This is a genomic window from Caulobacter sp. ErkDOM-C, from assembly GCF_048541825.1.
Lineage (GTDB): Bacteria > Pseudomonadota > Alphaproteobacteria > Caulobacterales > Caulobacteraceae > Caulobacter.
On record NZ_CP183332.1, the window covers coordinates 608,998 to 632,523 of the forward strand.

At 65.5% G+C, this 23,526-nt stretch carries 21 protein-coding genes and 1 pseudogene; 9 read left to right on the plus strand and 13 right to left on the minus strand.

The features are described from left to right. Positions 1-27: 27 nt before the first annotated feature. On the minus strand, positions 28-3,321 hold the full coding sequence (carB, locus tag ACN2C8_RS02925; RefSeq protein WP_419254333.1) for a carbamoyl-phosphate synthase large subunit: 3,294 nt from the start codon (positions 3,319-3,321) through the stop codon (positions 28-30). A 192-nt stretch (positions 3,322-3,513) separates the two neighbouring features. On the opposite strand from carB, the gene ACN2C8_RS02930 reads away from it, so the two are divergent. From ACN2C8_RS02930 to ACN2C8_RS02940, 3 genes are all read left to right on the plus strand, one after another. Then, a complete protein-coding gene (locus ACN2C8_RS02930; RefSeq protein WP_419254334.1) occupies positions 3,514-5,133 on the plus strand; it encodes an NAD(P)/FAD-dependent oxidoreductase in 1,620 nt (539 codons plus the stop codon). A 213-nt stretch (positions 5,134-5,346) separates the two neighbouring features. After that, the gene (locus ACN2C8_RS02935) at positions 5,347-5,775 is read left to right on the plus strand and encodes a hypothetical protein (protein ID WP_419254335.1); all 429 of its coding nucleotides are present in this window, start codon (positions 5,347-5,349) and stop codon (positions 5,773-5,775) included. Further along, positions 5,772-5,990: a helix-turn-helix transcriptional regulator gene (locus tag ACN2C8_RS02940; RefSeq protein WP_419254336.1), complete on the plus strand. Its 219-nt coding sequence runs from the start codon at positions 5,772-5,774 to the stop codon at positions 5,988-5,990. The genes ACN2C8_RS02935 and ACN2C8_RS02940 overlap by 4 nt, the downstream gene beginning before the upstream one ends. Positions 5,991-5,995: 5 nt before the next feature. Here the strand turns inward: ACN2C8_RS02940 and ACN2C8_RS02945 are convergent, their stop codons facing one another. Then, positions 5,996-7,156, minus strand: a complete 1,161-nt coding sequence (locus ACN2C8_RS02945) for a patatin-like phospholipase family protein (protein WP_419254337.1) — start codon at positions 7,154-7,156, stop codon at positions 5,996-5,998. 131 nt (positions 7,157-7,287) lie between these two features. Further along, positions 7,288-7,494, minus strand: coding sequence for a cold-shock protein (locus ACN2C8_RS02950; protein ID WP_062148808.1), 207 nt, complete (start codon positions 7,492-7,494; stop codon positions 7,288-7,290). Between the two features lie 352 nt (positions 7,495-7,846). Here ACN2C8_RS02950 and ACN2C8_RS02955 point away from each other — a divergent pair, with 352 nt between their 5' ends. Then, a complete protein-coding gene (locus ACN2C8_RS02955; RefSeq protein ID WP_419254338.1) occupies positions 7,847-8,020 on the plus strand; it encodes a hypothetical protein in 174 nt (57 codons plus the stop codon). Positions 8,021-8,135: 115 nt separating this feature from the next. On the opposite strand, the gene pgsA is transcribed toward ACN2C8_RS02955, so the two are convergent. Continuing rightward, positions 8,136-8,753, minus strand: a complete 618-nt coding sequence (gene pgsA, locus ACN2C8_RS02960; RefSeq protein ID WP_419254339.1) for a CDP-diacylglycerol--glycerol-3-phosphate 3-phosphatidyltransferase — start codon at positions 8,751-8,753, stop codon at positions 8,136-8,138. Between the two features lie 200 nt (positions 8,754-8,953). On the opposite strand from pgsA, the gene ACN2C8_RS02965 reads away from it, so the two are divergent. Continuing rightward, on the plus strand, positions 8,954-10,588 hold the full coding sequence (locus ACN2C8_RS02965; protein ID WP_419254340.1) for a sensor histidine kinase: 1,635 nt from the start codon (positions 8,954-8,956) through the stop codon (positions 10,586-10,588). Between the two features lie 2 nt (positions 10,589-10,590). Next, a complete protein-coding gene (locus ACN2C8_RS02970; protein ID WP_419254341.1) occupies positions 10,591-11,481 on the plus strand; it encodes a kinase in 891 nt (296 codons plus the stop codon). Between the two features lie 206 nt (positions 11,482-11,687). Here the strand turns inward: ACN2C8_RS02970 and ACN2C8_RS02975 are convergent, their stop codons facing one another. From ACN2C8_RS02975 to ACN2C8_RS02995, 5 genes are all read right to left on the minus strand, one after another. Next, positions 11,688-12,236: a hypothetical protein gene (locus tag ACN2C8_RS02975; RefSeq protein ID WP_419254342.1), complete on the minus strand. Its 549-nt coding sequence runs from the start codon at positions 12,234-12,236 to the stop codon at positions 11,688-11,690. 78 nt (positions 12,237-12,314) lie between these two features. Then, complete coding sequence (locus ACN2C8_RS02980) at positions 12,315-12,557, minus strand: hypothetical protein (protein ID WP_419254343.1); 243 nt, start codon at positions 12,555-12,557, stop codon at positions 12,315-12,317. A gap of 42 nt (positions 12,558-12,599) precedes the next feature. Continuing rightward, on the minus strand, positions 12,600-14,510 hold the full coding sequence (uvrC, locus tag ACN2C8_RS02985) for an excinuclease ABC subunit UvrC (RefSeq protein ID WP_419254344.1): 1,911 nt from the start codon (positions 14,508-14,510) through the stop codon (positions 12,600-12,602). 19 nt (positions 14,511-14,529) lie between these two features. Further along, positions 14,530-14,811 carry a type II toxin-antitoxin system RelE/ParE family toxin gene (locus ACN2C8_RS02990; protein ID WP_419254345.1) on the minus strand — a complete coding sequence of 94 codons (282 nt, stop codon included), beginning with the start codon at positions 14,809-14,811 and terminating at the stop codon, positions 14,530-14,532. Then, positions 14,808-15,059, minus strand: coding sequence for a hypothetical protein (locus ACN2C8_RS02995; RefSeq protein ID WP_419254346.1), 252 nt, complete (start codon positions 15,057-15,059; stop codon positions 14,808-14,810). Before ACN2C8_RS02995 ends, ACN2C8_RS02990 begins: the two co-directional genes overlap by 4 nt. A gap of 61 nt (positions 15,060-15,120) precedes the next feature. On the opposite strand from ACN2C8_RS02995, the gene ACN2C8_RS03000 reads away from it, so the two are divergent. Then, entirely contained in the window at positions 15,121-15,741 is a 621-nt protein-coding gene (locus tag ACN2C8_RS03000) for a TIGR02466 family protein (RefSeq protein WP_419254347.1), read from the plus strand. A 25-nt stretch (positions 15,742-15,766) separates the two neighbouring features. Here the strand turns inward: ACN2C8_RS03000 and ACN2C8_RS03005 are convergent, their stop codons facing one another. The 3 genes and pseudogenes from ACN2C8_RS03005 to ACN2C8_RS03015 all read right to left on the minus strand — a co-directional run bounded on the left by ACN2C8_RS03005 (position 15,767) and on the right by ACN2C8_RS03015 (position 19,155). After that, entirely contained in the window at positions 15,767-16,603 is an 837-nt protein-coding gene (locus ACN2C8_RS03005) for an SDR family NAD(P)-dependent oxidoreductase (protein WP_419254348.1), read from the minus strand. A 168-nt stretch (positions 16,604-16,771) separates the two neighbouring features. After that, positions 16,772-17,469: pseudogene (locus tag ACN2C8_RS03010) on the minus strand (DUF998 domain-containing protein). 18 nt (positions 17,470-17,487) lie between these two features. Then, positions 17,488-19,155, minus strand: coding sequence for a M20/M25/M40 family metallo-hydrolase (locus tag ACN2C8_RS03015; RefSeq protein ID WP_419254349.1), 1,668 nt, complete (start codon positions 19,153-19,155; stop codon positions 17,488-17,490). A 217-nt stretch (positions 19,156-19,372) separates the two neighbouring features. Here ACN2C8_RS03015 and ACN2C8_RS03020 point away from each other — a divergent pair, with 217 nt between their 5' ends. Beyond that, positions 19,373-19,594 carry a flagellar hook protein FlgE gene (locus tag ACN2C8_RS03020; RefSeq protein WP_419254350.1) on the plus strand — a complete coding sequence of 74 codons (222 nt, stop codon included), beginning with the start codon at positions 19,373-19,375 and terminating at the stop codon, positions 19,592-19,594. Between the two features lie 212 nt (positions 19,595-19,806). Beyond that, positions 19,807-21,210, plus strand: a complete 1,404-nt coding sequence (locus tag ACN2C8_RS03025) for a DUF2235 domain-containing protein (protein WP_419254351.1) — start codon at positions 19,807-19,809, stop codon at positions 21,208-21,210. Between the two features lie 70 nt (positions 21,211-21,280). Here ACN2C8_RS03025 and rpoD read toward each other — a convergent pair whose 3' ends face one another. Continuing rightward, complete coding sequence (rpoD, locus tag ACN2C8_RS03030; RefSeq protein WP_419254352.1) at positions 21,281-23,236, minus strand: RNA polymerase sigma factor RpoD; 1,956 nt, start codon at positions 23,234-23,236, stop codon at positions 21,281-21,283. Positions 23,237-23,526: the final 290 nt, after the last annotated feature.

Below are 23,526 nucleotides of genomic sequence, written 5' to 3' on the forward strand. Positions count from 1 at the left end.
CCTACCGCGCGGCCCTGCGGATAACGTCTACTGGTAGCTCTGCAGCGGCCGCACTTCCAAGGCCGCGGCCGGAGCCGAGGAGATGGCCTGAGCCGCCGCCAGGGCGCCGGCCGAGGTGGTGTAGTAGGGCACCTTCATCATCAGGGCCGTGCGACGGATGTCGAAGCTGTCTTCCAGGGCCTGCTTGCCTTCAGTGGTGTTGAACACCAGCTGGACGCCGCCGTTCTTCATCACGTCGACGATGTTGGGACGGCCTTCCAGCACCTTCTTGACCAGCTCGACGTGCACGCCCTGCTCGCCCAGATAGGCCCGCGTGCCGACGGTGGAGATCACCTTGAAGCCGGCGGCCTGCAGCAGGCGGACGGGCTCGACGATCCAGGGGCGATCGCTTTCCTTGACCGAGACGAAGGCTGTGCCTTCCAGCGGCAGGGTGACGCCGCCGCCCAGCTGGCTCTTGGCGAAGGCGCGGGCGAAGGCCAGCGACATGTCGGCCTCGCCCTCGCGCTTCCAGTCCAGGCCCATGACCTCGCCGGTCGAGCGCATTTCCGGGCCCAGGATGGTGTCGACCCCGGCGAAGCGGGCAAACGGGAACACCGCCTCCTTGACCGCGATATGGTCATACGGCTTGTCGACCAGATTGAAGCTCTTCAGCGTCTCGCCGGCCATGATCCTGGCGGCGATGGCGGCGACAGGCTGGCCGATGGTCTTGGCCACGAACGGCACGGTGCGCGAGGCGCGGGGGTTCACTTCCAGCACATAGATGCGGGGTTCAGCCGAGTGCGGCTCCTCGATGGCGAACTGCACGTTCATCAGGCCGCGCACGTTCAGGGCCAGGGCCATCTTGACGGTCTGGCGCTTCAGCTCTTCCACCGTTTCGGCGCTGAGCGAGAAGGGGGGCATCGAGCAGGCGCTGTCGCCCGAGTGGACGCCGGCTTCCTCGATATGCTCCAGCACGCCGGCCACGAACACGTCGGTCCCGTCGCACAGGGCGTCGACGTCCACCTCGGTGGCGCGGCTCAGATAGTGGTCCAGCAGGATCGGGTGCTCGAACGAGATCTCGCCGGTGTTGAGGATGTAGCGTTCCAGCTGCTCGTGATCGCGGATGATCTCCATACCCCGGCCGCCCAGCACGTAGGACGGACGCATCACGAACGGGAAGCCGATCTCCTCGGCGGCCGCGCGGGCCTCGTCCCAGGTGCGGGCGATGGCGTTTTCGGGCTGGGCGATCTTCAGGCCGTCCAGCAACTGCTGGAAGCGCTCGCGGTCCTCGGCCAGGTCGATGGCGTCGGGGCTGGTGCCCAGGATCGGCACGCCGGCCTCTTCCAGGGCGTGGGCCAGCTTCAGCGGGGTCTGGCCGCCGAACTGGACGATGACCCCGGCGAGCGTGCCGTTGCTCATCTCGACATGCAGCAGTTCCAGCACGTCCTCAGCCGTCAGGGGCTCGAAGTACAGGCGGTCAGAGGTGTCGTAGTCGGTCGAGACGGTCTCGGGGTTGCAGTTGACCATGATCGACTCGATGCCGATGGCGTCGAGGGCGAAGGCCGCGTGGCAGCAGCAGTAGTCGAACTCGATACCCTGGCCGATCCGGTTGGGACCGCCGCCCAGGATCACGGCCTTCTTGCGGTTGGTCGGCAGGCTCTCGCACTCGGGAACCTGGCCAAGCGCGCCGGTCTCATAGGTCGAGTACATGTAGGGCGTGGTGGCGGCGAACTCGCCGGCGCAGCTGTCGATGCGCTTGAACACCGGGCGGACGTTCAGGTCCTGGCGGGCCTTGCGGACGGCCTTTTCGGTGGAGCTCGCCAGGTGGGCCAGGCGGGCGTCGGAGAAGCCCTGCGCCTTCAGGGCGCGGAAGCCTTGTGCGTCGGTCGGCAGGCCGCCGGCCCGGACCCAGCCTTCCTGGCGCACCAGCTCGGCAATCTGGCGCAGGAACCAGGGCTCGTAGGAACAGGCGGCATTGACCTCTTCCACAGTCAGGCCATGGCGGAAGGCCTGGGCGATCACGCGGATGCGGTCGGGGGTGGGCATGCCCAGGGCGCGGATCACCGCGGCCTTGCCGTTATCCGGATCATCGGCGCCGTGGATCTCGATCTCGTCAAAACCGGTCAGGCCGGTTTCCAGGCCGCGCAGGGCCTTTTGCATGCTTTCCTTGAAGGTGCGGCCGATGGCCATCACCTCGCCGACTGACTTCATGGCGGTGGTCAGGTGCGGCTCGCTGCCCGGATATTTCTCGAAGGCGAAGCGCGGGATCTTGGTGACCACGTAGTCGATCGAGGGCTCGAACGAGGCCGGGGTCGCGCCGCCGGTGATGTCGTTCTTCAACTCGTCCAGCGTGTAGCCGACGGCCAGGCGCGCGGCGACCTTGGCGATCGGGAAGCCGGTGGCCTTGGAGGCGAGCGCGGAAGAGCGCGATACGCGCGGGTTCATCTCGATCACGACCATGCGGCCGTCGGCCGGGTTGACCGCGAACTGGACGTTGGAGCCGCCGGTCTCGACGCCGATCTCGCGCAGCACGGCGATGCTCGCCGCGCGCATCCACTGATATTCCTTGTCCGTCAGGGTCATGGCCGGGGCGACGGTGATGCTGTCGCCGGTATGGACGCCCATCGGGTCAATGTTCTCGATCGAGCAGACGATGATGCAGTTGTCGGCCGTATCGCGCACGACCTCCATCTCATATTCTTTCCAGCCCAGGACGCTTTCTTCGATCAGCACCTCGGTGGTGGGCGACAGGTCGAGGCCGCGCAGCACGATCTCCTCGAATTCCTCGAGGTTATAGGCGATGCCGCCGCCGGTGCCGGCCAGGGTGAAGCTGGGTCGGATGATGGCCGGCAGACCGACAAAGGCCAGGCCCTCGCGGGCCTCGTCCATATTGTGAGCGGCCTTGGACTTGGGGCTCTCAAGGCCCAGCTTGTCCATGGCGTCGCGGAATTTCTGGCGGTCCTCGGCCTTGTCGATCACGGCCGCCTTGGCCCCGATCATCTCGACGCCGTACTTGGCCAGGGTGCCGTTGGCTTCCAGCGCCAGGGCGGTGTTCAGGGCCGTTTGGCCGCCCATGGTCGGCAGCAGGGCGTCGGGACGTTCCTTCTCGATGATCTTGGCGACCATCTCGGGCGTGATCGGCTCGATATAGGTCGCGTCGGCCACGTCCGGGTCGGTCATGATCGTGGCGGGGTTGGAGTTGACCAGAATGATCCGGTAGCCCTCGGCCCGCAGCGCCTTGCACGCTTGCACGCCCGAATAGTCGAACTCGCACGCCTGGCCGATGACGATCGGGCCGGCGCCGATAATCAGGATCGAGGAGATGTCTGTTCTTTTGGGCATGGGAAAACTCGCGCGCAGAGACACGGTCGCGCACATCCGCGCGCCCGCTGCCGACCATCTTGCAGGTTAAGTCGCCCGTTTAGAGACGGAGTCGGGCCCGCGCAACCCCCGAACCGGAGAGCAAGGTTACCCAAAGAACCGGAGTTGTGTCGCTTTCTGGCGCGCGGGCTCACTTCCCGCTAAACCCGCGCCATGTTGCGCATTTCCGAACTGAAGCTGCCGCTGGGCCATCCGCCCCAGGCCATCGAGACGGCGATCCATCAGCGCCTGGGTCTGCCGGCCGGCGACGTGCTGTCGTGGGCCGTGGCCAAGCGCTCGCACGACGCCCGCCGCAAGGCGGCGATCCTGATGGTCTATTCGGTCGACGTGTCGGTGCGTGACGAGGCCGCCGTGCTGGCCCGGTTCGCCGGCGACAGCCATGTGCGTGTTGCGCCCGACACCGAATATCGCCTGAAGGCCCAGGCGCCGCAGCCCCTGAACGCCTTGCGCCCGGTGGTGATCGGCGCGGGGCCCTGCGGGCTGTTTGCCGGCCTGATCCTGGCCCAGATGGGCTTCAAGCCGATCATCCTCGACCGCGGCAAGGCGGTGCGCGAGCGCACCAAGGATACCTGGGCCCTGTGGCGGACGAGCAAGCTGGACCCGGAGTCCAACGTCCAGTTCGGCGAGGGCGGAGCGGGCACCTTCTCGGACGGCAAGCTCTACAGCCAGATCAAGGATCCGCTTCATCTGGGCCGCAAGGTGCTGGAAGAATTCGTCAAGGCCGGCGCCCCGGCCGAGATCCTGACCGAGGCCCACCCCCATATCGGCACCTTCCGTTTGGTGACCATGGTGGAGTCCATGCGCGAGACCATCGAGGCCCTGGGCGGCGAATATCGCTGGCAGCATCGGGTCGACGAGATCGACGTCGAGACCGCCGCCGACGGGTCGCGCAGGATCAAGGGTCTGAAACTCTCGACCGGCGACTATCTGGAGGCCGACCGCGTGGTGCTGGCCGTCGGCCACAGCGCCCGTGACACCTTCCAGATGCTGTACGACCACGGCGTCCTTATCGAGGCCAAGCCGTTCTCGGTCGGGGTGCGGATCGAGCATCCGCAGTCCTGGATGGACCGCGCGCGTTTTGGCACCCATGCGGGCCACCCCGACCTCGGCGCTGCCGACTACAGCCTGTCGCACCACTGCGCCAATGGCCGCACGGTGTACAGCTTCTGCATGTGCCCGGGCGGCACGGTGGTGGCGGCGACCTCGGAGCCCGGCCGCGTCGTGACCAACGGCATGAGCCAGTATTCGCGCAATGAGCGGAACGCCAATTCCGGCTTCGTGGTCGGTATCGACCCCGAGCGCGACTATCCGGGCCATCCACTGGCCGGGATCGAGTTTCAGCGCAAATGGGAGAGCCTGGCCTATGTGGCCGGCGGCTCGACCTATGCCGCTCCCGCCCAGAAGGTCGGCGACTTCCTGGCCGGCCGCGCTTCGACCGGCCTGGGCGAGGTGGCGCCGTCCTACAAGCCGGGCATCACCATGACCGACCTGTCGGCCTGCCTGCCCGCCTTCGCGGTCGAGGCCATGCGCGAGGCCCTGCCGGTATTTGGCCGCCAGATCGCCGGCTATGACCATCCCGACGTGCTGCTGACCGGGGTCGAGACCCGCACCTCCTCGCCGATCCGGATCACCCGCGGCAAGGACTTCCAGAGCCTGAACACCGCCGGCCTGTTCCCGGCCGGCGAGGGGGCTGGCTATGCCGGCGGCATCCTCTCGGCAGCGGTCGATGGCATCAAGGTCGCCGAGGCCGTCGCGGCGGCGTACGCCGCCTAAACGTCATCGGGGGCGGTCGAGGTCATGGCGGCCGGCGGCCCAACCGGCGTTTCCGGCTCGTTGCAGCCAAGCCTAGCGCCATCCTTACAGCGGTGAGTCCCGGCATTCGGCCGGGCGCGCTGGCGGGACGGGCAGTCGCGTTCACTCGACTTGACTCAATGTCATATATATCTAACATAAAGTTTGAATTTATAGACATGAAGGGGTTCAGCTATGCCGCACAGAGAGAAGCTCGCCTGGATGACGCTGCTGCTGATTGCAGCAACCTACGGCCCCTATTTCGCCCACGTGGTGATATCGCCGCCGGCGCCCGGCGTTCTGCCGAACCTGCCGCAGTTGTGGTTGCTGGCTCTGGCGGCGGGCGGCAACGGCGTGCTGCACATTCTTGGCCGTATCGCCCTGCGGGTCGGGGCGCCGGAAGACGCCCGCGCGCCAGCCGACGAGCGTGACCGCGACATCCAGCGCCGCTCGAGCATGGTGGCTTACTACGTGATGATGATCGGCATGATGCTGGTCGGCATGGTCATGCCGTTCACGACCAGCGGCTGGGAACTCGTCAACGCGGGCCTGCTGGCGATCGTGCTCGCCGAGATCACCCAGAATGGCCTGGCGGCCTGGAGCTATCGCCGGAGCGCGGCATGAGCGGCGGGATGATCGTCAATCAGATCCGCACCCTGCGTTTTTTGGCCGGTGAGATGTCTCAGGCTGAACTCGGAAAGCAGATCGGACTGACCCGTCAGACCGTCGCTGCCATTGAAGCCGGAAAGTACTCACCGACACTCGAGGCCGCCTTCAGGATCGCCGAAGTCTTCGGCAAGCCGCTTGAAGAGGTATTTCAGTGGTCCAGTAAGGGCTAACCGCCTCACGGTCCCTTGGTCGCCTCCGGCGCCGCCGGGGCTTGCCAGGCCTTGCCGCTGAGGGCGCTGTCATAGCCCAGCTTGAACAGCGCCTCGCGTTTGGCGGCCTTGAAGTTCAGGCCCGAGGTGTCGACCTTGGCGTCGTCGGGAATGGCGGCGAAGCTTAGGCTGCCGCCATTGCGGCGGGCGAACGCGGCGCTGGCGGTCAGATGGGTGCGCATTGTAGCCTTGCTCATCGTCGCCCAGGAACGGCCGAGGATCGGCAGGGTGCCGCCCGGCGTGAAGGAAAAGTCCCCGCCGATCTTGCCATTGACGATCACGCGGATCTTGCCCGGCTGCACTTGGCTCTGGTCGGGGGCAGTCCACAACAGCAGCGCCTCTGGGGCCACGAAGAAGGGCGTGGTCACTCCGCCGTCGACATGCATCTCTGAAAACTGCTGTCCCTTGCCCTCGACCTCGATCAGTGTCGGTGGGAAGATGCCAGGGATGCTAGCCGACGCGACCAGCACATTCTGGAACAGTTTCAGCGATGCCGCGTCGCCGCGCGAGGCGATGGCTCCCATGTCCCAGATCACCGTCTGTTCGGTGTCGAGATTGGTGGTGGCGATGAACAGTCGACGGCCCTTGGCGTGTTCCACGGCGACAGCGTGCAGAAGCTGCGGATCGACATATCTGGCCACCAGAGCGCGGAGAGCATCAGTGTCGTAGAAGCCCGGCCGAAACAGGATGTCTAGGCCGCGCCGCTTCAGGATCATGCCAGCCTCCGGGCCCGTATAGGCCAGGGTCAGTCGCTCGTCCCAGTCGGGGCCAAGGAAGGCGAAGGGCGCGGTCAGGGCGCCGGTGCTGACTCCGGAGACGATGTCGAACTCGGGGCGATCGCCGGCCTTGGTCCAGCCAACGATCACGCCGACTCCATAGGCCCCATTGGCCCCGCCGCCGGAGATGGCCAGCACGTCGAAGGTCTTCTGGCGGCCGACACGGGTTCTGGTGGGTTCAACGAACCGGACGCCCGCAGCGGCGTCGCTGGAGTCAAAGCGGAACTCGGCCATGCCCTGCGGGGCGGCGCCGGTGATCTCTCTGGCTGTGAACGCGTTGCGCGGTAGCGATCCGCAGGCGGCCAGAGTCAGGCTGGCGAGCATCACGATCAGGAGCCGAGCCGTTCGCATGCCGTTCAAACCTTATTTGGGAGGGTTGTGGCAGACTATAGGCTAGGCTCCAACGCAAATAGGCCGGCGCAAGCGCCGGCCTATAGGAAGCTTTCGAAGAGCGCCGGCGTACCGGCGCTTTTCTGACTGGATTAAGCTTGCAGCTGGCCAGCGGACATCTTGCCGCTGCGCTTGTCTTGTTCCAGTTCGTAGGTGATCTTCTGGCCCTCATTGAGGGTGCGAAGGCCGGCGCGTTCAACGGCCGAGATGTGCACAAAAACGTCCGAGCCGCCGTCATCCGGTTGGATGAAGCCGAAGCCCTTGGTGCCGTTGAACCACTTAACGGTGCCGGTAGCCATGGTGTGTAGTCCTTTGGATAGCAGTCGCCGCCGGAAGCGTTCCGTTCGACGATCAAATTTCGTTGGGGATCGGTAGGCGCGTCCGGCGCTTCCTCGAAGGAAGCATGGAATAGCAGGCCGAACGGCAGCGAATTCGATAGCTTCATGATGAGGGTTTACGGCCGCGCCAGCAAGGGGAATCTTGAACTCCGCTTTTCACCGCCCGTGGTGAAAGCTTCAGATCTTCCTGACGGGGTCGCGTTGGACCTTTGCAGCAAAGCCTGGCGAGGCCAGGCCCCGCGCCGAAACAGCCTTGCGGTCTCCGCTATTGCGAGTCATTCTCAATAACATTTCCAGGCCACAGGAGGCGAGGATGGCTTTGCGAACAACCGGTGCGAACTGGCTGGCCCTGATGATGCGCGCCGAAGGGGCGCGTCGGGGCCTTGATCCGCTGGACAGCGAATGGCTGCTGTATGGCCCGACCGATCCTGACGTCGTTCAGGACGAGGCCGAGCACGACGCCCCCGGCCTGCTGGCGGCGGAGTAGGCGGCCGCGCTCTAGAGCAAAGGTCGCCATGATTGAATCATGTCGTTTGCTCTAGACTCTTGTTTTGGCGCGTTATTTCGGCGGCGAACCGGTATCCACTTCGCCGAATAACGCTCTAGGCCAGTGCCTTGCGGGCTGCTTCCCAGTACTGGGCGCCGGTGATCAGGGTGATGATGGCCGCCAGCCACAGCAGGCCGTGGATGGCCAGGCTGGCGGGACCGACGACATCCGGGGTGTTCGGCAGGCCGAAGGCCGCCCAGGAGGCCAGCACCATTTCCGCGCCGATCGCCACCAGCTGCAGCGTGGTCTTCCACTTGGCCAGCACGGTGACGGGCAGTTTGATCCCCTTGCCGGCCCCGACCTCGCGCAGGGCGCTGACGGCGAATTCGCGGAACAGGATCAGGCCGGCCGGCAGCACGATCATCGGGTTGGGTCCCAGGGCCATAAGCCCCAGCAGGGCGCCGCAGACCAGGATCTTGTCGCCGATGGGATCGAGGATCGCGCCCCACACCGTCACGGCGTCGAACTTGCGGGCCAGCCAGCCATCGAAGAAGTCGGTGACGGCGGCGACCACGAACGCCCAGAACGCCCAGCGTTCCAATCGAAACTGATCCGCGCTGGTCAGGTGCTCGCTCAGCCAGGGCACAGCGCCGGCGGCGGCGGCGAGGGCCACGAACATGAACAGCGCCAGGACAAGGCGCGAGGCGGTCAGGATGTTCGGTAGATTCTTCATGGTGAGGTTCTAGCGCGGGAAGGCGCCGAACGGCTACCGCTTCGCGTGCCTGGTCGGGGAAACGGACCGGTGACTTTTCGTCGCGTGGATCGAATTTGATTGGCTATACAGGTGAAAGGGTAGCGATCGAGCCCTGATAGTGGCGGTGCTGCGAACCGATGGTGTTGCTCGACCGGTACGACGCGATGGTCAGGGCAGGCGTGAACTCGGTTCGCGGACGACTGGTTTTGCTGACCATCAGTCTCCTGATCCCGGCCCTGCTGAGTATGGGTTTCTTGCTCTCCAGTGCCGATCGACAGAGCCGCGCTCAACTGCACGAGCAGCTGCTGACGACGGCCAGGGCCCTGTCCGGAGCCACAGATCGCCAGACGGCCGTCGGCGTCGCTGTGCTTGAGACCCTCGCCACTGATCAGGCCCTGCTGGCCGGAGACTGGGCCGCCTTTCACAGCCGAGCCCGTCGGGTGAGTGACGATCGTTCGGGCTGGGTGGTGGTGTTCGATGAAACCGGCCAGCAGATCGTTAACACCCTGCGTCCTTATGGAACGCCTCTGCCCGGTATGCCCCGGACGTCAAACCTTCAGGCGACCAATCAGTCCGGTCAGATCCGAATAGCGATCGTACCGAAGGGCGCCGTCGTTCCCAGGCCGTTGATCAGAGTCAGCGCGCCACTGAGTTTTCGGGGGAAGCCCTATACTCTGGGCTATGTCGTGGAGGCCGCATCCTACGCCTCGGTATTGCGCCAGCATCGCGTGCCTGAGCGTTGGGTGGTGACCCTGCTGGACAAGGATCGCAAGGTGATCGCTCGATCCGTCCGGCACGAGAAATGGGTCGGCAATTCCGCCTCGTCAGACATGACCGAGAACCTCCGGCGCTCCAATGAGGGGGTCAATCGCAGCACGTCTCTGGATGGCGTGCCGACCATCGTCGCCTATACGCGCTCGCCCCAGACGGGCTGGACGCTTGTGGTATCCATCCCGCGCGCCGATCTGGCGCGCTCGGTGACCAGCGGCGTGGCGACGGCCACAGGTGTCTTCGGCCTGCTGCTGATCCTTGGTATCGGTCTGGCGCTGTTCTTTTCGCGAGGCATCAATCGCGAGGTGGGGCGCCTGGTGGCGGCTGCGCAGGCCATTGGCCAGGGCCAGGCGGTTGTGATGCCGGCCGACAAAGGCCTCGCAGAGATCGCGGCAATTCACGTCGCCCTCAGCGACGCGTCCCGCGAACTGCAGATCCGCGAAGAGCGTCAGATCGTGATGATGAACGAACTGAACCACCGGGTGAAAAACACCCTGGCCACGGTTCAGGCCCTGGCGCGCCAGACCTTTGGCAAGCTTGAAAAGGCGTCGGTCGAGATGTTCACCGAGCGGCTGATCGCGCTCTCGGCCGCTCACGACCTATTGACCCGTGACGGTTGGCGCAAGGCTGACCTGGGGGAGCTGATGCGGATCTGCTCACGCGCGCACGGCGATCGGGTCGAGTTTTCGGGCCGGACAGTCTCGCTGGATCCCCACACTGCCGTAGCCCTGTCGATGGTGCTCCACGAACTGGCCACCAACAGCGCCAAGTACGGCGCCCTTTCGGTGTCCACCGGCCGGGTGGGCGTCGACTGGCGGATTGATCCGGAGACCCAGGCCCTGACCATCATCTGGGTCGAGATGGGCGGCCCGCCGGTGACCGTACCTAGCCAGCTGGGCTTTGGCACGCGCCTGATCGACGGCTCTATCCGCCGGGAACTGAAGGGCACGCCGCGCTTTGACTTCCGGCCCGAGGGTCTGGTCTTCGAGGCGACCTTGCCCCCGCCAAGCGCGGATGCGGTGCGCTGGGCCAATCCGTTCTGAACATGGCGCCCGACAGTAGAGAGGTCGCCGCCTTCATGGCGCAGGCAGGACTGCCGCCGCGCTTTGCCGGTCTGGCCGCCCAGCTCCACATCCCCCTCACCGCGCGGATCGCCCAGGCCTGCGCCGGACGCGATACGCCGCTGGTGGTCGGCCTCTGCGCGCCGCAGGGGGCGGGCAAGTCGACCCTGACGGCGCTGGTGACGCGTCTGTTGCGGAACCGGGGCCTGAAGACCGCCAATCTGTCGCTGGACGACCTGTATCTGACCCAAGCCCAGCGTCGGGTTCTGGGGCGGACGGTCCATCCTCTGCTGCGCACGCGTGGGGTTCCAGGGACCCACGACATCCCGCTGGGTCTGAGCGTGCTGGACGCTCTGGCCCATCCGGGCCGGGTTCTGCTGCCCCGCTTCGACAAGCCCGCCGATGACCGGGCGCCGGTAACGGACTTCGAGCCCTTCGAGGGACCCGCCCAGGTGATCTTGCTGGAAGGCTGGTGCGTCGGTGCCCGGGCCCAGCCCAAGGCGGTCCTCGATGAACCGGTCAACGCCCTCGAGCGTGAGGAAGACCCCGCGGGCGTCTGGCGAGGCTTCGCCAATGCTGCCTTGGCCGGCCCCTATCGCGCGCTGTTCGACAGGATCGATCTTCTGGTGGCGATGACCGCCCCCGACTTTGCCACCGTGCGCGCCTGGCGGGGCCAGCAGGAGCAGCGCCTGCGCCAAGACCTGGCCGCCCAAGGCCGTGACCCTCGGCTGGCGATGGACGAGATGGCCCTGGACCGCTTCGTCGCCCACTATCAGCGTCTGACCGAGTGGATCGCCCGCGATCTGCCGCCCCGCGCCGACATCGCCATCCGTCTGGACGCGGAGCGTGAGCCCTTTGATACCAACGGCCGCTGATCCTGACCTCAGAGGGGCCAAATCTGAAAATAGGACGTCACCCCGGGACTTGTTCCCGGGGCCCATGGGTCAGCTTCCTCGTGAGAGTTCTATTCTGCGCCGCACGTGCGGTTGCACAATGGGCCCCGGGAACAAGTCCCGGGGTGACGAGGATATGGAGCGCGAGGAGTCGAGCTCAGCGGCGCTTGGTATGAGATGCGGGGTCTCTAGTCTTCCACCGTCCGCACGCGGTCGACGACCCGCACGGTATAGCAGCGGCGCTTGCCCAGTTCGGTGCCGCAGAAGCCGGGTTCCTCGGAGCCGTCCCGTAGCTTGACCCAGCGGTCACGGTTGCACTCAAACCAGCCGTACTGGAACTCCAGATGGTCGACGTCCTGATGGAAGACCGGGACCCGGTCGACCGAATAGAACCGCACCATGCCGCTGAGGCCGCCGAAGCTGCCCCGGCCGTTGACCAGCCCGCACACCCGGCCCGTGCGCGTGGACCAGACGGCGCCCAGATCCAGCGGATTGGTCTGGTTCAGCCGGGTCTTCAGATTGGCCCGCACATGACCCCATTCGTCGCGGGCCCGGGGTTTCTCGACCAGCATCTGCTCGGCCGTCGGCGGGGGCAGGGCGGCGTTGACCTGCTCGACGCGCACCAGATCGAAGATCCCGAACACCAGCGCCCCCAGGATAGCGACCACGATCACGCCCGAGAGGATGCGCGGCAGCAGCGGCATGCGGCGCGGCTTGTCCCAGACCGGTCTCGTCATCGGCGTCCTCCCATCCTTGCGGGCGAGAGTGCGCAGCGCTACTTGGTTTGACAAGTGTAAAAAATTACGATGTTAAACTTAGGGCTCGGGGCGCGTTCCGTCTCCCGCCCCGTCCTCGTCTTCCTCTTCGCGCGCGATCGATTCCGATCGTGGGGGAGGCGGCGGATCGGCGGTAAAGAAGGCGCCCAGCAACATCATCATGCCGGCCAAAGGGGCCATGGCCCGTTTTGAGCGCTTGGCGTTTCGGACGCCCCAGATCGCCACCGGCGTCAGAACGGCGATGACGGCAAGGGTGATCAGGATCGCGATCAGATTGGACATGCCCTGATGTGGCCCCCCCGGGCCGCGCGACAAGGCCTGGCTTCAGCTCTTGCGGAAGAAGGCGTGGATGCGCTCGGCCAGGGCCTGGCTGACGCCCTCGACCTTCAGCAGGTCTTCGACTCCGGCGCGGCCGACACCCTTGGCTGAGCCAAACGCGTGCAGCAGGGCCTTCTTGCGGCCGGGACCCACGCCCTCGATCTCGTCGAGCGGGTTCTTCTTGAGGTCCATCGAGCGGCGCGTGCGGTGGGCGCCGATGGCGAAGCGGTGGGCCTCGTCGCGCAGGCGCTGCAGGTAGTACAGAACCGGCGACTTGGGCTCGAGCATGAACGGCGTCTTGTCGGGCATGAAGAACCGCTCCAGCCCGGCGTCGCGATCCGGGCCCTTGGCGACACCGACGACGGCGATGTCGTCGACGCCCAGCTCGGCCATGATCTCCAGCGCTGCGTCCAGCTGGCCCTTGCCGCCGTCGACCAGCACCAGGTCGGGGCGGTTGTCGCTGTCACCGCCTTCCTCTTCCTTGACCAGGCGGGCGAAGCGGCGCTTCAGCACCTCCTTCATCATGCCGTAGTCGTCGCCGGGGGTCAGCTCGGTGCTCTTGATGTTGAACTTGCGGTACTGGCCCTTCATGAAGCCGTCCGGCCCGGCCACGATCATGCCGCCGACGGCGTTGGTGCCCTGGATGTGGCTGTTGTCATAGACCTCGATCCGCTCGGGCGGGGTATCCAGCCCGAAGGCCTCGCCGACCCCGACCAGCAGCTTGGTCTGGGCGCTGCCCTCGGCCATCTTGCGGCCCAGCGCCTCGCGGGCGTTGGTCAGGGCGTGCTGGACCAGGTCCGCTTTCTCACCACGCCTGGGCACGCTGATCTCGACCTTGCGGCCGCTTTTCAGGGCGAAGGCCTCGGCCAGCAGGGCGCATTCGGCCGGTTCCAGATTGGCCAGGATCAGGCGCGGGATCGGCTTGTCGTCATAGAACTGACCGAGGAAGGCAGTCATGGCCTGGGCCTCCTCGCTGACCCCCTCTTCTTCCGCCGCGCCGGTGATGCGGGGGAAATAGGCGCGGTTGCCCCAGTTCTGGCCGGCCCGGAAGAAGAACACCTGCACACAGGCCTGGCCGCCCTCGACGTGCAGGGCCACGACATCGGCCTCGTCGACGGTCTCGGGATTGATCTGGCTTTCCTGGGCCACCGAGGAGAGGGCGCGGATGCGGTCGCGCAGTCGGGCGGCGCGTTCGAACTCCAGATCCTCGGCAGCGGCTTCCATCTCGGCGGCCAGGCCGGCCATCACGGCCCGTGACTTGCCCTTCAGAAAGGCCTGCGCCTGATCGACCAGGGCCTGATAGTCGGGGATGCTGACCAGGCCGGTGCAGGGCGCCGCGCAGCGCTTGATCTGGTACAGCATGCAGGGCCGGTCGCGGCCCTCATAGACGCTGTCGCTGCACGAGCGCAGCAGGAACGCCTTCTGCAGGGTGTTGAGCGTGCGGTTCACCGCCCAGGTGCTGGCGAACGGCCCGAAATAGTCGCCCTTGATGGCATGGGCGCCGCGGTGCTTGCGCAACTGCGGCGCGTCATGGTCGCGGCGGATCATGATCTCGGGAAAGCTCTTGTCGTCGCGCAGCAGCACGTTGAAGCGCGGCTTGAGCGACTTGATCAGATTGATCTCGAGCAGCAGGGCGTCGGCTTCGGTGCGGGTGGTGACGAACACCATGGACCGGGTGGCGTCGACCATGTGGGCGATGCGGTTGGTGTGGAAGCGGCCCTGGGCGTACTGGATCACCCGCTTCTTCAGGCTCTTGGCCTTGCCGACATACAGGACCTCATCGTCCTCGCCGATCATCCGATAGACGCCGGGCCCATCAGGCAGGCGTGCGGCCTCGTCCTTGATCAGGTCGGAGCCGCGCAGGGCAGGGGCGTCTTGGACGGTGGGGGAGGGGCTGTCATCGTTCACGACGGACATATAGGCGAGTCTGGCACGATCAGCGACGTTCCAGGCTGTGATGAACGGTCGCGATGATCACGCGGTCCGGTTCGACGCGATAGCGAATGATGTAGGCGTGCGAGCCGAAAGGCACGTTCAGCTCGCGGCCCCGATAGTTCACCGCTTGTCGGCCACGTTCGGGAAACTCCCGTAAGGACATCATCGCCTCGAAAAGCAACGAGCCTACCTTCAGAGCCGCTGTTGTGTTTCGTTCCGCCAGCCACGCTTCCAGATAACGGATATCCGCATAGGCGCGGGGCGAGACGAAGACCGGCTTCATCGTGGCGGAGGCGGACCGTCAGGCTTGCCCCAGCCGTTCATCCAGGGTCCCAGTTCTTCGAGTGGAATGCCCGTGCTCTCGGCCACGACCGCGTCGCAGATCTGATCGACCTCAGTCCAGACGGTGGCGTCTTCCTTGAGCAGATGAATGGCGAATTCCTCGACACTCTGACCGGCGGCTTCTGCCCGCGGCTTGAGCCGCTCGGCCAGCGCCGCGTCGATCGTCAGGGTGATGTCACCGTCAGCCATGCCCCGATGATCCTCCCGTCCCCGTTTGTCGTCAACCGCGCGGGGCGCTATGACGCGCTCCATGACCACACGCCCGCTCTTCGTCACCCCGCTCTATGAAGCCAGCCTTTCAAGCGAGAAGGGCTTCGAGACCTTCATCGACGACCTGCACGACGCCTGTATCGCCGTGGCCGAAGAGGATGAGGCCGGGCAGGCCTGGGCGGAGAAAAAGGGCTATCTGGGCTATACCTCCTACGCCTCGCTGGACGACCTGCCCCAGCGCGACAGCCTGTTCGCCGACCTCAAGAAGAAGCTCGACAAGCACGCGGCCGCGTTCGCCAAGGACCTTTGCTTTGATCTGGCGGGCGGCAAGCTGGTGATGGACAGCCTGTGGATCAACATCCTCGATCCCGGCGGCCAGCACAGCGGCCACATCCATCCGCACAGCGTCATCTCGGGCACCGTCTATGTCACCATCCCGACCGGCGCCTCGGCCCTGAAGTTCGAGGATCCGCGGCTGCCGATGATGATGGCCGCACCGACGCGGGAGGCCGACGCGCCTGAAACCCTGCAAGCCTTCGTCTATGTTCAGCCGCAGGCGGGCACGATCCTGCTGTGGGAAAGCTGGCTGCGCCACGAGGTGACGCCCAACCAGGCTGACGAACAGCGCATCAGCATCAGCTTCAACTACGCCTGGAAGTAGGGCGGCGGCGAGGGCCGGGCGCCCTTCAGACCGCCGTGGTCTCTTTCCGGATTTTGCGGAAGCGCTCAATCTCGCCCTTGCCCATGGCGTCCCAGACGGCGGGCATGAAGCGATGGAGGAAGGCCAGCACCCCGACATAGCCGGGGAAGGCAATCACCATCTTGCGCTTGGCGACACCGGCCAGGATCAGGCCCGCCGCACGATCCACGGTCACCATCTCGACGGGTATGTTCGCCAGCACGTCGGCCGGAGCCGCATTGACGCATTGGATGTTGTCGACGAGCGGGGTCTTGATGAATCCCGGGCAGGCGACGCTGACATGGACGCCAAAGGCCCGCGCCTCGGTGGCAAGCGCATGCGACAGGCCAAAAACCGCAAACTTCGAGGCGACATAGGGGCTGTTCACCGGCCCGGGAGCCATGCCGAAGCCCGAGGCCACGTTCACGATGTGCCCGAAGCCCTGCTTGATCATCAGCGGATAGGCGTAGTGAATCCCGTAGATCTCGCCCATCAGATTGATGTCGATAACCCGCCGCCAGTGATCAAGGCTCAGGTCGCGGATCTCCCCGAAAACAGCAATTCCAGCGTTGTTGAACAGGTAGTCGATCCGGCCAAACTCTTCAGCCGTGCCTTCGACAAGTTGTCGGACAGACTCGCTCTGGGTCACGTCGGTACGGACAGCCTTTGCCGTGACCCCGAGCTCGCGGAGTCGGTGGGCAAGGTCCTCGGCGCCAGGGAAGTTGACGTCCGAAACGATCACCGTGGCGCCGGCCTCGGCCAGTTGGGCGCAGAGCGCGCGTCCCAGGCCCGATGCGGCGCCCGTCACGATGCAGACCTTGTCCTTGAAGGGTTTTTTCGCCATCGCCCTGTCACGTCCAGCTGTGCTCGCGAGCTCGCGATGCGGCCGCCATTTGCTTGCTGGTGCAACCTAAGGGCATCGCCGGTTTCAGTAAACCGGCGGTCGACGCGGATCTGAGGCTCACTCGGTGACGACATCCCCTCTGCCCTAGTCCCCGCCTCTACGGACTTACTAGGCCGACACCGCCTCGATCTCGCTCGCCACCCGCACCCGCCAGCCCCGCTCCAGCGTCCAGGCGGCGATGCCCAGCCACAGCAGGCCCAGGAAGGCGTGGCCGCGCTGCCAGTAGCCGACGTCGTAGCCTGTCCGCACGTTCCACACCCCGGTCAGCAGGGCGAAGACCAGCAGCAGGCCAAAGAACCAGCCCAGCGAGAACTGCGCCAGCCGCTTGTGGCCGGGAACGCCCCACAGCGCCCAGGCCGTGAACAGCGGCGCGAACTGGATGGCCAAGCCCACACCGCAGGCGCGGTGCATCTCGTCGGGCCAGTGGAACAGGCCGGCGAAGATCGCCCCCAGACCGGTCAGCGCCACCCACAGCCCGGCAAAGGCCGAGACGGTGCGTCGCCCGCCGGCATGCTCCAGAGCATGGGTGAAACCGGCCCCGGCAAACAGGCCGGCGGTTCCCGCCAGCACCATACCGATATTGAAGATCATCGGGGCCGGAGCATCAGGCCCGCCCAGCTCGCTGATGAACTGGGCGCCGGGGTCAAAGCCGGGAAACAGCTGCTGGGCCAGCCATACGTCGGCCACCATGATCACCGGCGTGATCACGCCGATCTTCAGGAAGGCGCCGGTACGGACAGACACAGGAGAGCGGGCCTCGAAAGCTATGAGGGCGGCAGAATCTCTTCAGCCGCCCCCTGGGTCAATGCCGGTCTTGCCGGAAGTTACCTCGCCGCAGACGGATGGCCCGTCGGCGCGAACTGCGAGCCGAAGAAGTCGCCGGTCTTCCAAACCGGACGGTCCTTGGCGTCGGCCAGTTCACGGGCGATCTCGTAGTTGACGAGTGCGAACTTGGCGGCCGCCATATAGTCGATCGGCAGGTTCAGATCATCGCTGGGCTTGTGATAGTGCGTGGCCAGGAAGTCCTTGAAGCCCTTCTCGCCGCCGTTCTGGAAGCCGGTCATCAGGAACACCGACGGCACGCCCTGCTCGACGAAGCGATAGTGGTCGCTGCGAGTGAACAGGCCCTCTTCGGGCATAGGGTCACCCGACAGGGCGATGCCGACGCGGCCGGCGGCCTTGGCCACGGCCGGGCCCAGGGTCGAGCGGTCGGCGCCAAAGGCGATCACGTCGGTGAACGGATACAGCAGCACCGGCATATCCAGGTTCACATTGGCGGCGATGTCGGCCTTGGGCACGGTCGGATTGTTGGCGAAGTATTCCGAGCCGATCAGGCCTTTTTCCTCGGCCGTAACGGCGACCAGCAAAATCGTGCGCTTGGGCTTGGTCTTGGCGTTCTTGAAGCCGCGAGCGACCTCCAGCAGGGTGGCGATGCCCGAGGCATTGTCGAGCGCGCCATTGTTGATCTTGTCGGCGCCCGTGCCGTGGGTGTTGACGCCGGTGTGGTCGAGATGGGCGCTGAGGATGATGGTCTGGGCCTTGAGCGTGGGGTCCGAACCCTCGATCACGCCGACGACATTGCTGCTCTCGCGCTTCTCGATCTCGCTCTTGAGGGCCACAGCGGCCTTGAACGGCAGGTCGAAGCCCTTGACCGCGCCTTCGGGGGTTTCAGCGGCGGCCAGCACCGCCTCCAGCGAGGTCGGGGCGCCGGCGAACAGCTTGCCGGCGGCCTTGTGGCTGATCGAGGCCAGGTTGCTGGCCGAGACGCCGCGCACGTGGCCAACGTCATTGGCGTCGCGCCAGGTCATGCGCCATTCGCGATAGCCGGCCACGCCGCGCTCGAACGGGCGACGCTTCTCGCCGCTGGTGGTGCTCATGGTGATGACGCCCACCGCGCCGCGCTTGGCGGCTTCGACGCGCTTGACGTTGCCGTTGCCGTAGTGGGCGCGTTCTTCGGTCTGCAGGCTGGACGGGGCGCCGCTCAGCAGGACGACGATCTTGCCCTTGACGTCCAGGCCGGCATAGTCGTCGCGGCCCTTTTCGGGGGCCACCAGGCCAAAGCCGACAAAGACCAGCGGGGCGGAGACATTGACCTCGGTCGTCTGGGCTTGGGCGCTGGGGAGGTAGTCTTCCCCGAACTTCAGGGCCTGTTCCTTCCCGTCGGCGCCGGTCAGGGTGACGGACCCCTCGCTGGCGTTCTTGAAGGCCAGCAGCGGCACACGCTGCAGGTACGAGCCGTTTGCGGCCCCGGGCTTGACGCCCAGCAGGGCGTATTGAGCGGCGACGTAGTTGGCGGCGATGTCATAGCCGCGGGTGCCGGCCTCGCGGCCCTCCATCGCGTCATCAGCCAGGAAGGTCATGTGAGCGCGGATCGCGTCGGGCGACGGCGTGAAGCTGGATGCGGGTGTCTTGGCCTTCGGAGCGGCGAGGACGGGTTGGGCGACCATGAGCAGGGCGGCGCTGAGAAGAGCGGCGCGGCGCGAAAATGACATCAAGCAGGCTCCAGGGCGGGGCTGGTCCCGCGAAAGGCGCGAACCTTGGCCAGCCCGGAGCAGCTTGTCGAGATTGGGTAACCTGAACGTTTTGTAATGTTTGGTCGTCCGGGACTCTCGCGGCTCGGCATGGCTGATGCGATCTTCACCCTTCTTTTGCGCGAGGGCTTAACCGCGAGGTGGGAAAGTCACCCCATCGCAAAGGAAAGCCGCGCCCATGCAGGTCATCGCCATCGCTGCCGCCGGCATGACCGCCGCCGCCAATCGCCTGACCGCCAGCGCAGAGCGCACGGCGACATGGAACGCGCGTGAAAGCGACACGGATCTGACCAGGGAAGCCACCGAGCAGATCTCTGCCAGGGCTGACTTCAAGGCCAACGTCGCGGTGCTAAAGACCGCCGACGCCATGACCGGCGCCTTGCTGGACCTGAAGGTCTAGCGCGTCGTTTCTCCGGCGCGCCGCATTCCCCCCTGCGGCCGTGTCCGGATAACGCTCCCCGGGTTTTCCCCCAAGTTTGCCCGGGGAGCGGGCTCGCCGCTCTCCCGTCTGTCGCCTTCCGAGCGCTACCGTCTCTCAAACTCCCGGCGGCTCCATCGCGGGCATAACAATGTTATGCTACCGTGGATGGCATTGGCTCGGGGGAGATGGCGATGGCCAAGAAGCTGGCTCTGTTCCTGGACGGCACCTGGAACGATCTGAGAATGAAGAACCGCACCAATGTCTCGCGCCTGGCGCAGGCGGTGCTACCTGAAAGTGGCGCGGGCGTTCGACAGGTTGTGTTCTACGATGAAGGCGTCGGTGTCTCGGCCGGCGTCGGTAAAATCGCAGATTTCGCCACCAAGACGCTCGGCGGCGCGCTTGGCAAGGGCCTGGATCGCAAGGTGGAGGCTGCCTATCGCTTCCTGGTTCTGAACTACGAACCAGGTGATGATATCTATATCTTCGGCTTCAGCCGCGGCGCGTTTACCGCCCGAAGCACGTGCGGCCTGATCCGCAAAATCGGCATTCTCAAGCGCGAATGTTTCGATGTCTGCCCACAAGCCTTCGAACTCTACGCCGACAGCACCCAGAGCCGCCGCAGCCCGGCTACGGTGCAGTTCCGCGCCCGTTACGGTCACGACGTGGTCTCCGGCGAGGAAGACTATGCCCAATATCTGGACCCCGCCGCGCTGCAGGCGCTGGCGGCGGCCAAGGCGCCGCCAGCCTCGCCCGTGGCGACCTCTACCCTGGAAGAGCTGTTCCAGCACCGCGACACAGCCCAGACCCGAAAACTGCAGATCACCGCCAGGAGCGCGGGGCCAAATGGCGCTGACCGGACGCTGCACACCTATCGACTGATGTATGTGGGCCTGTGGGACACCGTGGCGTCCATGGGGCTGCCCGAGCGCCTGGGGCTGTTTGCCGATGCGGCCAATTCGAAATACCGCTTTCACGACACTGAGGCCTCGTCGCTGATTTCCAGCCTGAGGCACGCGGTGTCGATCGACGAGAATCGCAAGGTCTTCTCGTCGACCCCGGTCTCCAATATCGACGTGCTGAACCAGGAGTGGGCGACGGCGCGAGGCTTTTCGGTGGGCGATGTGGCGCAGAACCTCGAACCTGACCAGCCTCTGACGCCCGGCCCTGCCTATGTTCCGTATCGCTTCCGGCCCTACCAGCAGCGCTGGTTCCCCGGCGACCACGGCGCGGTCGGGGGCGGCAATCCCGTGCTGGGCCTCTCCAGCCACACCCTGCGCTGGATCGCCGAGGGCGCAGCCTGGGCGGGCCTGGAGTTCAACTGGACGGGTGGCCAGCTGGAAGACGCCCGGACCAGCGTCAACCCGCTGGTCGACTGGCCGGAACGCCGCAAGAAGAACCTGCTGGGCAATCTCGGCGGCTACAGCAATCGCAGCGGGCCGAAGCATATCCGCGAGCTGGGCGACACCGCCTACGAGCGCTACTGCCGCGCCCCGCAGGAAATCCCCGACAACGCCCGCCTGATGGCGGGGCAGCCGGGCCCAAGGCCGCGACCTCCGCCACCGCCGACCTATCCGGCTAACATGCCCATGGCCTGAGGGCGCAAAACAAGAAAACGCCCCGGCCTTTCGACCGGGGCGCCCTTGTTTCTGGTTCCTGAAACCAGCCTTAGCTGTCCAGGAAGCTTCGCAGCTTACGCGACCGCGACGGGTGCTTGAGCTTGCGCAGCGCCTTGGCCTCGATCTGACGGATGCGTTCGCGGGTGACCGAGAACTGCTGGCCGACTTCTTCCAGGGTGTGGTCGGTGTTCATGCCGATGCCAAAACGCATCCGCAGCACGCGTTCTTCGCGCGGGGTCAGCGAGGCCAACACGCGGGTGGTGGTTTCCCGCAGGTTGGACTGGATGGCTGCGTCGATAGGCAGGATGGCGTTCTTGTCTTCGATGAAGTCGCCCAGGTGGCTGTCTTCCTCGTCGCCGATCGGCGTTTCGAGCGAGATGGGCTCCTTGGCGATCTTCAGGACCTTGCGGACCTTTTCCAGCGGCATGGCCAGCTTTTCCGACAGCTCCTCGGGGGTCGGCTCCCGGCCGATCTCGTGAAGCATCTGGCGGCTGGTGCGGACAATCTTGTTGATCGTCTCGATCATGTGCACCGGGATGCGGATGGTCCGCGCCTGGTCGGCGATCGAGCGGGTGATCGCCTGACGGATCCACCAGGTGGCATAGGTCGAGAACTTGTAGCCGCGGCGATACTCGAACTTATCGACGGCCTTCATCAGGCCGATATTGCCTTCCTGGATCAGGTCCAGGAACTGCAGGCCGCGGTTGGTGTACTTCTTGGCGATGGAGATCACGAGGCGCAGATTGGCCTCGACCATTTCCTTCTTGGCCTGACGGGCTTCGCGCTCGCCCTTCTGGACGGTCTGGACGATGCGGCGATAGTCGTCGATCGGCACGCCGGTTTCGGTGGCGAGAGCCGCGATCTCGCTGCGAATATCCACGACCGAGGTCTGGTCGTTCTCGACGAACTTGGTCCAGCGCACGCCCATGGTCTTGACCTGATCGCTCCAGGTCGGGTTCAGCTCGGAGCCGAAATAGGCCTTCAGGAACTCGCTGCGGCTGATGCCGTAGCTGTCGGCCAGACGCAGAAGGCGGCCCTCCAGACCGATCAGGCGCTTGTTGATCGCATACAGCTGCTCGACCAGGGCCTCGATGCGGTTGTTGTTCAGCTTCAGCGTCTTCAGGTGCAGGATGATGGTCTGCGACAGGGCCTCATAGGCCTTGCGGTCGTTGTTGCTGAGGTCCTCGCCCTTCAGGCGGCTGCCGACCAGCTTGTCCTGCAGCTTGCGGAAGGTTTCGAACTCGCTGGCGATGGCGTCCAGGATGGCCATCACGCCTTCGCGCAGTTCGCCTTCCATGGCGCTGACGGTGGGGCCGGCGCCATCGTCGAAATCGTCCTCGTCGTCGCCTTCGGCTTCCGGCTTGGGCGCGGCTTCGTCGTCGACGGGCTCGGCGGGTTCGGCTTCGGTGTCGTCGGTCGCAGGTTGGGCGGCGACGCCGTTGATGGCGGCGTAGGTGCCTTCAAGGTCGATCACTTCGCGCAACAGGATGCGGCCCGTGCCCAGTTCCTCGCGCCAGACCATGATGGCTTCGAAGGTCAGGGCGCTTTCGCACAGACCCCGGATCATGGTGTCGCGACCGGCTTCGATCCGCTTGGCGATGGCGATTTCGCCCTCGCGCGACAGCAGCTCCACCGAGCCCATTTCGCGCAGATACATCCGCACGGGATCGTCGGTGCGGTCATAGGCCGATGGCTTGTCGGAGGTGATGACCTGCTGGTTGTCTTCGCGGGCGACGACTTCGCCGCCCTCGTTGGTCTCGGCGTCTTCTTCGGCCTCGACGACATTGACGCCCATCTCGCTGAGCATGGCCAGCGTGTCTTCGATGGCGTCGGGGCTGACTTCCTCCGAAGGCAGCACCTTGTTCAGCTCTTCCATCGTCACGAAGCCGCGGGCTTTCGCCTGCTTGATGAACTTCTTGACGCCGGCGTCGGTCAGGTCGAGGAGCGGACCGTCGCTGCCGGTGGACTCAGGCGCTTCCGTATCGGCCGAGGAATTGTTGCTCATCAAGGTCTCCGAAGTCGGCGCGACATCCCCCGCGAGACGCGCGCCGAAAAAATTCTAGATCCGAAAAGGTCCCGCCCGCCTGGAGCCGCGCCGTCCTTCGGTGGTTTCCCAAAAAAATCTTGGTGTCAAAGCGCCGCATGGGGTTAGCGCTGAACGTTCGCCACGGAAGATCGCTCCGCGAGAAACCTCTCGGCGGAGACACGGGCGTGTCAGCGCGGCCTTGTGCGTACGACCTTGACGGTCCGCGACCACTTGGGATCCAGCGTCGGCGGCGAGGGTGACATCCTGTT

What these genes read in the sequence shown, in the direction of transcription:
- carB (WP_419254333.1), bottom strand. Translation starts at nt 3,321, where the DNA reads ATGCCCAAAAGAACAGACATCTCCTCGATCCTGATTATCGGCGCCGGC.
- ACN2C8_RS02930 (WP_419254334.1), top strand. Translation starts at nt 3,514, where the DNA reads ATGTTGCGCATTTCCGAACTGAAGCTGCCGCTGGGCCATCCGCCCCAG.
- ACN2C8_RS02935 (WP_419254335.1), top strand. Translation starts at nt 5,347, where the DNA reads ATGCCGCACAGAGAGAAGCTCGCCTGGATGACGCTGCTGCTGATTGCA.
- ACN2C8_RS02940 (WP_419254336.1), top strand. Translation starts at nt 5,772, where the DNA reads ATGAGCGGCGGGATGATCGTCAATCAGATCCGCACCCTGCGTTTTTTG.
- ACN2C8_RS02945 (WP_419254337.1), bottom strand. Translation starts at nt 7,156, where the DNA reads ATGCGAACGGCTCGGCTCCTGATCGTGATGCTCGCCAGCCTGACTCTG.
- ACN2C8_RS02950 (WP_062148808.1), bottom strand. Translation starts at nt 7,494, where the DNA reads ATGGCTACCGGCACCGTTAAGTGGTTCAACGGCACCAAGGGCTTCGGC.
- ACN2C8_RS02955 (WP_419254338.1), top strand. Translation starts at nt 7,847, where the DNA reads ATGGCTTTGCGAACAACCGGTGCGAACTGGCTGGCCCTGATGATGCGC.
- pgsA (WP_419254339.1), bottom strand. Translation starts at nt 8,753, where the DNA reads ATGAAGAATCTACCGAACATCCTGACCGCCTCGCGCCTTGTCCTGGCG.
- ACN2C8_RS02970 (WP_419254341.1), top strand. Translation starts at nt 10,591, where the DNA reads ATGGCGCCCGACAGTAGAGAGGTCGCCGCCTTCATGGCGCAGGCAGGA.
- ACN2C8_RS02975 (WP_419254342.1), bottom strand. Translation starts at nt 12,236, where the DNA reads ATGACGAGACCGGTCTGGGACAAGCCGCGCCGCATGCCGCTGCTGCCG.
- ACN2C8_RS02980 (WP_419254343.1), bottom strand. Translation starts at nt 12,557, where the DNA reads ATGTCCAATCTGATCGCGATCCTGATCACCCTTGCCGTCATCGCCGTT.
- uvrC (WP_419254344.1), bottom strand. Translation starts at nt 14,510, where the DNA reads ATGTCCGTCGTGAACGATGACAGCCCCTCCCCCACCGTCCAAGACGCC.
- ACN2C8_RS02990 (WP_419254345.1), bottom strand. Translation starts at nt 14,811, where the DNA reads ATGAAGCCGGTCTTCGTCTCGCCCCGCGCCTATGCGGATATCCGTTAT.
- ACN2C8_RS02995 (WP_419254346.1), bottom strand. Translation starts at nt 15,059, where the DNA reads ATGGCTGACGGTGACATCACCCTGACGATCGACGCGGCGCTGGCCGAG.
- ACN2C8_RS03000 (WP_419254347.1), top strand. Translation starts at nt 15,121, where the DNA reads ATGACCACACGCCCGCTCTTCGTCACCCCGCTCTATGAAGCCAGCCTT.
- ACN2C8_RS03005 (WP_419254348.1), bottom strand. Translation starts at nt 16,603, where the DNA reads ATGGCGAAAAAACCCTTCAAGGACAAGGTCTGCATCGTGACGGGCGCC.
- ACN2C8_RS03015 (WP_419254349.1), bottom strand. Translation starts at nt 19,155, where the DNA reads ATGTCATTTTCGCGCCGCGCCGCTCTTCTCAGCGCCGCCCTGCTCATG.
- ACN2C8_RS03020 (WP_419254350.1), top strand. Translation starts at nt 19,373, where the DNA reads ATGCAGGTCATCGCCATCGCTGCCGCCGGCATGACCGCCGCCGCCAAT.
- ACN2C8_RS03025 (WP_419254351.1), top strand. Translation starts at nt 19,807, where the DNA reads ATGGCCAAGAAGCTGGCTCTGTTCCTGGACGGCACCTGGAACGATCTG.
- rpoD (WP_419254352.1), bottom strand. Translation starts at nt 23,236, where the DNA reads ATGAGCAACAATTCCTCGGCCGATACGGAAGCGCCTGAGTCCACCGGC.